7 protein-coding genes and 2 pseudogenes are annotated in these 8,386 nt (G+C 72.7%); 4 read left to right on the forward strand and 5 right to left on the reverse strand.

Features of this window, described 5'->3' with window-relative positions; all coding sequences use genetic code 11:
* A pseudogene (locus tag ACRDTB_RS36160) lies at positions 1 to 399 on the reverse strand (hypothetical protein); the annotation flags it as partial.
* A gap of 91 nt (positions 400 to 490) precedes the next feature.
* Between ACRDTB_RS36160 and ACRDTB_RS36165 the strand changes: the two are divergent.
* Entirely contained in the window at positions 491 to 1,324 is an 834-nt protein-coding gene (locus ACRDTB_RS36165; protein WP_431436760.1) for a metallophosphoesterase family protein, read from the forward strand.
* Between the two features lie 155 nt (positions 1,325 to 1,479).
* On the opposite strand, the gene ACRDTB_RS36170 is transcribed toward ACRDTB_RS36165, so the two are convergent.
* The 4 genes from ACRDTB_RS36170 to ACRDTB_RS36185 form a co-directional block, all read right to left on the reverse strand.
* Positions 1,480 to 2,376 carry an ABC transporter permease gene (locus tag ACRDTB_RS36170; RefSeq protein ID WP_431436761.1) on the reverse strand — a complete coding sequence of 299 codons (897 nt, stop codon included), beginning with the start codon at positions 2,374 to 2,376 and terminating at the stop codon, positions 1,480 to 1,482.
* A 3-nt stretch (positions 2,377 to 2,379) separates the two neighbouring features.
* Positions 2,380 to 3,282 (reverse strand): ABC transporter permease, encoded by a 903-nt coding sequence (locus tag ACRDTB_RS36175; RefSeq protein ID WP_431436762.1) that lies wholly within the window; start codon positions 3,280 to 3,282, stop codon positions 2,380 to 2,382.
* A gap of 101 nt (positions 3,283 to 3,383) precedes the next feature.
* On the reverse strand, positions 3,384 to 4,262 hold the full coding sequence (locus ACRDTB_RS36180; RefSeq protein WP_431436763.1) for an ABC transporter ATP-binding protein: 879 nt from the start codon (positions 4,260 to 4,262) through the stop codon (positions 3,384 to 3,386).
* Positions 4,259 to 4,669, reverse strand: coding sequence for a GntR family transcriptional regulator (locus tag ACRDTB_RS36185; protein ID WP_431436764.1), 411 nt, complete (start codon positions 4,667 to 4,669; stop codon positions 4,259 to 4,261). The genes ACRDTB_RS36180 and ACRDTB_RS36185 overlap by 4 nt, the downstream gene beginning before the upstream one ends.
* 208 nt (positions 4,670 to 4,877) lie before the next feature.
* On the opposite strand from ACRDTB_RS36185, the gene ACRDTB_RS36190 reads away from it, so the two are divergent.
* From ACRDTB_RS36190 to ACRDTB_RS36200, 3 genes and pseudogenes are all read left to right on the forward strand, one after another.
* The gene (locus tag ACRDTB_RS36190; RefSeq protein ID WP_431436765.1) at positions 4,878 to 6,248 is read left to right on the forward strand and encodes a hypothetical protein; all 1,371 of its coding nucleotides are present in this window, start codon (positions 4,878 to 4,880) and stop codon (positions 6,246 to 6,248) included.
* On the forward strand, positions 6,245 to 7,222 hold the full coding sequence (locus ACRDTB_RS36195) for a glutamate ABC transporter substrate-binding protein (RefSeq protein ID WP_431436767.1): 978 nt from the start codon (positions 6,245 to 6,247) through the stop codon (positions 7,220 to 7,222). The genes ACRDTB_RS36190 and ACRDTB_RS36195 overlap by 4 nt, the downstream gene beginning before the upstream one ends.
* Before the next feature lie 29 nt (positions 7,223 to 7,251).
* Positions 7,252 to 8,386, forward strand: a pseudogene (locus ACRDTB_RS36200) (hypothetical protein); the annotation flags it as partial.

Consider the following 8,386-nt stretch of genomic DNA (forward strand, 5'->3'; position numbering starts at 1 on the left):
GCGCTGGGCCAGGCCGGCCGCCTCGAGCCGGCCGAGCAGGTCGTCGGGGCTGGTGCTGTCGGCGAGCGCGGACAGCGCGTCGCGACCGTCCCGCGCGGCGAGCGCGGCGGCGACCTGGTCCAGGTCCTGCGCCGCGTTGACCGTGCCCCGCGCGGCGTCGGCCGCGGCCCTCACGTCGTTCGCGGCCCTGGTCGCCGCCGCCGAGGTGCGCCGCTGCGCGGCCACCCGCTCGCGCAGGATCAGCAGCTCCTCGTTGACTCGCTCCGCCTCCTGGCTCAGGTCGTGGTAGTGCGCGAGCAGGCCGGCGACCGTGGTCGGCTGGGCTGCCGCCGGGCTGGGCGCCACCAGCAGCGTCGCGGCGAATACCACGACGCCGGCGGAAGCGGTCAGTCCGCGCACCACGGCTCCTTCCCCCACAGAAGTGGTCACGGCCATTGTTCAGCACGACGGTAGGTCGAGGCGGATAACGGGGCCGTTAGGGTCGGGCGTCGTGAGTGATCTGTACGCGGTCAGCGATCTGCACGTCTCCTACTCCGACAACCGCGAGGTCGTGCGCGGCCTGCGCTCGGCGTCGCCGGAGGACTGGCTGCTGGTCGCGGGCGACGTCGCCGAACGGTTCGCGAGCGTGGAGTGGGCACTCGGGCTGCTGCGCGAGAGGTTCGCCAAGGTCATCTGGGCGCCGGGCAACCACGAGCTGTGGACCCCGCCGGACGACCCGGTGACCCTGCGCGGGGTCGAGCGGTACGAGGCGCTGGTGGAGATGGCCCGCCGGCTCGACGTGCTCACGCCCGAGGACCCGTACCCGCGGTGGCCCGGGCCGGACGGGCCGGTCACGGTCGCGCCGCTGTTCCTGCTCTACGACTACACGTTCCGGCCCGAGGGCTGCGCCACCTTGGAGGAGGGCCTCGCCTACGCCCACCGGACCGGCGTGGTGTGCACCGACGAGTACCTGCTGCACCCCGACCCGTACCCGACTCGCGACGCATGGTGCCGTGCCCGGGTCGAGGCGACCGAGAAGCGGCTGGCCGAGATCGAGACGCCGGCCGTGCTGGTCAACCACTACCCGCTCGTCCGCGAGCCGACGCGGGTCCTGCGCTACCCCGAGTTCGCCCAGTGGTGCGGCACCGAGGCGACCGCCGACTGGCACGTCCGCTTCGATGTGGCGGCCATGGTCTACGGCCACCTGCACATCCCGCGATCGACGGTGCACGACGGGGTCCGCTTCGAGGAGGTCTCGTTGGGCTACCCGCGCGAGTGGCAGCCCCGCCCGCGCCCGCACGGACTCCCCCGCCGCATCCTCCCGCGCGACCCGGACCGCTCATGACACCCCTTGTGTCAACCCCAAGATCGAATCAGGCCGAGGGCTTCGCAACCACACCTCAGGGGAACGTGACGCAGGCCAGCCACAAGTACGTGACCAGGCAGAACCCTCCGTCCCCCAACGCAACCAACACATTAAATTCCGGGGAGGCGGAACTGTCATGACCGCAGCCGCCGCACGGTGAGCCCGGCCAGCCCCGCGGAGAGCACCAGCAGGATCCCCGTCTCCGTCCACTGGAAACGCCAGTAGCGGTCCGGCGGGTGCAGGTACAGCACCGTGCGGTAGCCCGCGTCGCGCAGGCAGTCCAGGTACTCCGCCCGGCCCGCGGACCGGCACGCGGGCGGGTTGTCGGTGTACTCCCGGCCCCCGCGGTCGACCCAGGCGTAGTCCGCGACCATGGTGTCCGTGATCGGTGCCGCGTCGAGGTCGACGACCACCCGGTCGGGCGCCGCGTAGTTGCCCCGCCCGAACACGATCACCGTGAACAGCACGGCGACGAACACCGCGATAGTCACCGCGATCGCCGGCAGCAGCCGCCGCACCACCGCCCCGGACGCCGCGCCCAGCAGGAACGCGAACAGCCACCAGGCCGCTGACGCCACCCCGGTCGAGCCGAACATCGAGTCGTCCCCGAACCGGTCGGCGAACCGGGTCCCGTCGAACACGTGCAGCCACGCGCCGACCATCGCGCCCATCGCCAGCCCGGCGAGCGCGGCCAGCAGGCCGAGCACACCGAGCTTCACGGCCAGCCACCGCCGCCGCGACACCGACTGCGTCCACGCCACCCGGAAGGTGCCCCGCTCGAACTCCCGCGACACCAGCGGCGCGCCCCAGAACACCCCGACCAGCGCCGGCACCCACGGCAGCCAGCTCAGCCCCTGGTAGGCGAGCCGGAAGTCGTCCCCCAGGGCCCGCTCCAGATCCTGCGCGGCGGTACCGGCCGCGGTGTCCGCCGCGTGCACGCCGTGCACGAGCAGGAACACGCCCGTGCCGGCCAGCAGCGCGGCGGTGACCAGCACCTGCGCCCGGTGCTGCCGCCAGGTCACCCAGAGCACGGCTCAGACCGATCGCCGGGCGACACGCTGGTGGGCGACGCCCGCCAACAACACCGCACCGCACAGCAGGATCCCGGCCTCGGTCCACTGGAAGTGCCAGTACCGGTCCGGCGGGTGCACGTAGCTCACCACGCGGTAGCCGGCGTCGCGCATGCAGTCCCAGTAGGTCCGCGGGACCGGACACCTCGCGCCGTCGACCTGCTCGACCTCCCGGCCCGCCGGGTCGACCCACGCCACACCGGCCGGCAGCAAGTCCACAGTGGACATGGCCATCGGTTCGTCGGACACGACACGCGCCGGCTCCGCGTACTCATCCCGGGAGGTGAACACCCCGACCATCGCGAGCAGGAACACCGCGACCGTCACCGCCATGGCGGGCAGCATCCGGCGCAGCACCGCTCCCCCGGCCACGCCGACCATGAACGCGAACAACCACCACGCGCCCGCGGCGACCCCCGTGCTCGCGAACACCGCGTTGTCACCGAACCGGCTCGCGAACCGGGTCCCGGCGAACGTCGCCGTCCACGCGGTGACCATCGCGCCGAGCGCCAGCCCGGCGAGCGTCACGAGCAGGCCGAGCCAGGCGAGCTTGAGCAGCAGCCAGCGACCCCGCGGCACGGTCTGGGTCCACGCCAGGTAGTGCGTGCCCCGCTCGAACTCGCGGGCGAGCACCGGCGCGCCCCAGAACAACCCGACGAGCAGCGGCACCGCGGGCAGCCAGCCGATCACCAGGCCCAGTACCTGATGCCGCTCGGCCAGCACCGCCTCCAGGTCGCCGCCGGACAACCCCGCGGCCGCGTCCGCCGTGCCGATCCCGTGCACGAGCAGCACGAGGCCGAATCCGGCCAGGAGCGCGGCCGTCACGACGAGCTGGATCCGGTGCTGCCGGATGGTGAGCCAGAACATGGAACTCCCTCCTCAGAAACAGAACGAGACGCCGTACGAGACCTCGCCGGTCGAGCACTCCCACCTGCCCGGCCCGGCGAGGTCACCTCCCCCTGGAGGTCTCAGGCGCTCGCGAGCACGGGGCGTGGCACGGTGGCCGACTCGGGCTGGCGCAGGTAGGCGAGTACCAACTCCTCCAGGCCGACACCGCGGACCGACCATCGTGGATCGAGCGTGGGTGAGGCCTCGCGCACGAGCAGCGTCGCCTGCCGCTCGCTGCGACTGTCGTCCACCGTGGTCAGACGTGCCGCGACGCCGTCGGCGAGGCCGGCCGGCCCGGTCAGCAGCCGGTGACCGGCGAGCAGCTCCTCGATGTCGCCGCTCACCTGGACCCGCCCGCTGTTGAGCACGACGAGCCAGTCGCACGTGTTCTCCAGGTCCGACACCACGTGCGAGGAGAGCATCACGGTCATCCCGGTCTCGGCCACCGCGGCCATCAGCCCACGCATGACCTCGTGGCGCGCCAACGGGTCCAGGTTCGCGAGCGGCTCGTCGAGCAGCAGCAGGTCCGGCCGCTTCGCCAGCACCAGGGTCAGCGCGACCTGCGCCTGCTGGCCACCGGACAGCTTGCCCACCTTGCGCCCCAACGGGATCCCCAGGTCCGCCAGCCGGCGGGTGGCCAGCTCGTCGTCCCACCGCGGGTTCATCCGCCGGCCGAACCGCAGCATGTCGGCCACCGTGAACCCGTCGTAGAGCGGCTTGTCCTGTGCCAGGAACGCCACCCGGTCCAGCGAGTCCGGCACGGGCCCGCCGAACACGTCGACGCTGCCCGTGGTCGGCGACAGCAGCCCGACCGCCAGGTGCAGCAACGTCGTCTTGCCGGCGCCGTTCGGGCCCACCAGCGCGACCACCCGCCCGGCCGGCACCGACAGCGAGCAGTCCCGAAGCGCCCAGTTGCGCCGGTACCGCTTCCCCAGCCCGGCCGCGTTCAGCACCGTCATGCCGTGTCCTCCCCTGAACGATCCATCAAGCGAAACGAATCCAGCACCACCGAGGCGAACAGCGCCTCCACGTCCTCCGCGTCCAGCCCGGCCTTCCGCGCGTCGCGGACCCAGTCCGCCAGCAGCTCGCGCAGCCGGGCGTGCTCGGTGACCGACGCGCCACCCAGCGAGCGCTGCACGAACGTGCCGAGCCCCGGCCGGCCCGCGACGAGTCCCTCGCGTTCGAGCTCGCGGTACGCCTTCAGCACCGTGTTCGGGTTGATCGCCAACTGGTCCACGACCTCCTTCGCGGTCGGCAGCCGGTCCCCCGGCCGCAGCACACCCAGCCGCAGCGCGTGTTTGACCTGGTGGACCAGCTGCAGGTACGTCGCGACGCCGGAGTTTCGATCAAGTCGAAAGTCGATCACTCCAACACCCTTTCACTAATGAAGTAGTGAAATAGTGAATCGTGTGCCAACCGTTGTCAAGTGCCGCCTGCATTCGGGGTAAACCGGCGCTGGGCCGCCGCGGCGCCGACTAGGCTGACGATCACCGTCGGGGGAAGGTACGGCCCGGGCGTGGCCGTTCGGAAAGGTTCGACGTGTTGATCACCACCCAGCCGTGCACGGAGGGGCCGTGAGCGCCCCCGCGGTGTCCCGGCCCACCGCGCCGGACTCGTCACCGGACGCGAGGCCGGACGCACCGACGCGCCAGGGCCGGTTCACCGAGCTCAACGAGCTGTCCCGGACCACCCCGGGCGTGCTGACCATCCTGACCGTGGTGCTGGTCCTGGTCAGCGCGCTCGTCGGCGTGCTCACCGCGATCGGGGTGCAGACCCGGGCCACCGCGCTCGACGACCTCGCCACCCGCAGCGGCCCGCTGAGCGTGGCCGCGCAGGACATCTACCGCTCGCTGTCGGACGCCGACGCCACCGCGGCCGGCGCGTTCCTGGCCGGCGGCGAGGAACCGGCCGACCAGCGCGCCCGTTATCAGCGCGACATCGCGCAGGCCGAGTCGGCGCTCGCGGTGGCCGTCGCGGCCCGCGAGCCCGCGGAGCTCGCCGCGGGCGGCCCGCTCTCGACCCTGTCCGCGAAGCTGTCCGTCTACACCGGACTGGTCGAGACCGCGCGGGCGAACAACCACCAGGGCCTGCCCGTCGGCGCGGCCTACCAGCGCGAGGCGTCCAACCTCATGCGCACCGAGCTGCTGCCGGCCGCCGAGCGGCTGTACCGGGCGGAGATCGCGCAGGTGTCGGCCGACCAGGACGGCGCGGACGGCTTCCCGTGGCCGGAGCTGCTGGTCGGCGTGCTCGGCCTCGCCGTGCTCGTCGCGGCCCAGATCTACCTGCGGCGCACCACGAACCGTGTGTTCAACGTCGGGCTGCTGGTGGCCACCGGCGCGGCGCTGGTGTCGCTGGTGTGGGTGCTGGTGGCGACGTTCGGCGTGATGACCAACGTCGACCAGAGCCGGGAGTTCGGCTCCGCGGACGTCGACCAGCTCGCCCAGGCCAGGATCGCGACGCTGGCCGCGCGGGCCGACGAGACGCTCACGCTGGTCGCTCGCGGCAGCGGCGCCGCGTTCGAGGAGGACTACGTCGCGGTGGCCGACCGCGTCGGCGGTGCCGACGGCCGGGGCGGCCTGTTGGCCGAGGCGAGCGACGGCGCGATCAACGACGAGGTGCGCGGCCACGTCGAGGCGGCACGCGAGGCGTGGCAGGACTGGCTCGCGGTGCACGAGGACATCCGCCAGGCCGACGACGGCGGTGACTACGCGCGGGCGGTGGAGCTCACCATCGGGTCGGACCCGAACGGCGCCGCCGGCCGGTTCCTGGAGGTCGACGGCGGCCTGGCGGACGCGCTGGAGCTGACCACGCAGCGCTTCACCGACGAGGTGTCGCAGGCGAGCAACGCGGTCACCGGGACCGTCCTCGGCGTGATCCTGCTGGCCGTGATCATGGCCGCCGGCTCGGTGGCCGGCATCTGGCAGCGGCTCAAGGAGTACCGATGAACAGCCGGAACGTGATCGCCGCCGTGCTCGGGGTCGTGGTCCTGCTCGCCACCGGCTGCGGCACGGAGGAGCCCGTCACGCCGGGCGAGGTGGCCGTCGAGGTGCCGCGGCCGGCCGGCGCGGAGGAGCTGACCGAGCCGCCGACCGCACCACCGGCGGCGGACTGCGGCGACCCGACCGCGAGCCTGCGCCCGGGGCCGTTGCCGGCACCGAACGCGCTGCCCGCCGGCTCGACGATGGCCCAGATCCGCGCCTCGGGCAAGCTCGTCGTCGGCGTGGACCAGAACACCTACCAGTTCGGCTTCCGCAACCCGTTCACGGGCGACGTCGAAGGCTTCGACATCGACATGGCGAAGCAGATCGCACGAGCGATCTTCGGCACGGAGAACGCCCTGCAGCTGCGCATCCTCACCTCCAGCCAGCGCATCCCGGCGCTGCGGGAGGGAGAGGTCGACATCGTGATCCGCACGATGACGATCAACTGCGAGCGGCTCCAGGAGGTCGATTTCTCGTCGGTGTACTACCTGGCCGGGCAGCGGGTGCTGGTGAAGGAGGCGTCCGGGATCGACGGCATCGACGCGCTGGGCGGCAAGCGGGTGTGCGCCACCGACGGCTCCACGTCCCTCGCCAACATCGCCGAGGCGCCGTCGAAGCCGATCCCGGTCAAGGTGTCGGACTGGACCGACTGCCTGGTGATGCTCCAGCAGAACCAGGTCGACGCGATCTCCACCGACGACACGATCCTGGCCGGGCTCTCCGCGCAGGACCCGTTCACGAAGGTCGTCGGCGAGCCGATCGACGACGAGCCCTATGGCATGGCGATTCCGAAGGGCCAGACGGACTTCGTGCGGTTCGTCAACGCGGTGATCGAGCGGATGCGCACCGACGGCACCTGGCGGGACACGTACAACTACTGGCTGCGCGACCTGCTCGGCCCGGCACCGGCCCCGCCGGTGGCGAGGTATCGGGACTGAGCGGCGATGGGTATACCGGAGACATGGGAATGGCGTTGCTGAGTCGGGAGGAGGTCGACCGCGCCCTCGACCGGCTCGGCGCGGACAGCGACCGGATCGCCACCTCACTCGTCGAGATGGACTCGCACGCCGGGCACCAGCTGCTGCGCGTCGCCACCCTCACCGGCACGACGGCGACACGCTGGGCCGAGACGAGCGTCGCGATGGCCGCCCTGTGGGAGCAGTTCGCCACCTACCGGGGCCTGGTCGACCGGGCCCGCGAGGTGCGGGCACGCCGTTCCCGGCCCGGTGACGAGGAGCTCGCCGAGCTGACCGGGCTGCTCACCGATCCGGTCGTGGAGCTGGACTCCGAGCAGGTGCCCATCGAGCGGCGCGGGCTCACCGGGCCGGCGCGGACGACGCACCGGATCACGCTGGACGAGCTGCTCGACCGGATGAAGAAGGCGTTCGCGTCGGTCACCGACGTGCTCGCGACCGCCGCGACCGCGTGGTCGGCGGCGATCGGCCGGCTCGACCCGCTGGAGCAGGAGCTGCACGAGGTCTCGGTGCTGGCCGAGTCGGTGGCGGCCGGCGACCGGGGGATGCGCGAGTCCGTCGACCGGCTGCGCCGTGATCTCGAGGCGGCCCGCGAGCTGGTGCTCACCGACGTGCTGACCGTCGCCGCCACCGACCCGCTGCCCGGCATCGCGGCCCGCCTGGGCGAGCTGCGGGTCCGGCTGACCGACCTCACCGCGCTGCGGGACTCGTTCGACGGCCGGCTCGCCCGGATCGAGGAGGTGTTGTCGGACATCGAGGCCACCGAGGTGACCGCGCGGCAGACCTACGCGGCGGTGGTCGAGAAGATCGCGAACCCGGGCATCCCCGAGCCGACCGGCGATGGCTCGGCCCGGCTGCGGCCGCGGGTCCGGGCGCTGGCGAAGCTGCGCGACGGCGGTGACTGGAGCGCGCTCGCGGCCGCGGTCGAGGAGCTGGACCGGGCCGCCGCCGACGCGCTCGACGCGGCCCGGCGGTCGCTGCGCACGGTCGGCGGGCTGCTCGACCGGCGCGCGGAGCTGCGGGGGCGGCTGGAGGCGTACCGGGTGAAGGCCGCGCGGCTCGGCTACGCCGAGGACCTCGAACTCGAGAAGCTGCACCAGCGGGCGCAGGAGCTGCTGTTCACCGCGC

The sequence above is a fragment of the Actinophytocola sp. genome (assembly GCF_050699935.1).
Taxonomy (GTDB): Bacteria; Actinomycetota; Actinomycetes; order Mycobacteriales; family Pseudonocardiaceae; genus Actinophytocola.

Bases quoted from the DNA above. Each gene is read 5' to 3' on its own strand.
- ACRDTB_RS36175 (WP_431436762.1), bottom strand. From the start codon at position 3,282: ATGTTCTGGCTCACCATCCGGCAGCACCGGATCCAGCTCGTCGTGACG.
- ACRDTB_RS36180 (WP_431436763.1), bottom strand. From the start codon at position 4,262: ATGACGGTGCTGAACGCGGCCGGGCTGGGGAAGCGGTACCGGCGCAAC.
- ACRDTB_RS36195 (WP_431436767.1), top strand. From the start codon at position 6,245: ATGAACAGCCGGAACGTGATCGCCGCCGTGCTCGGGGTCGTGGTCCTG.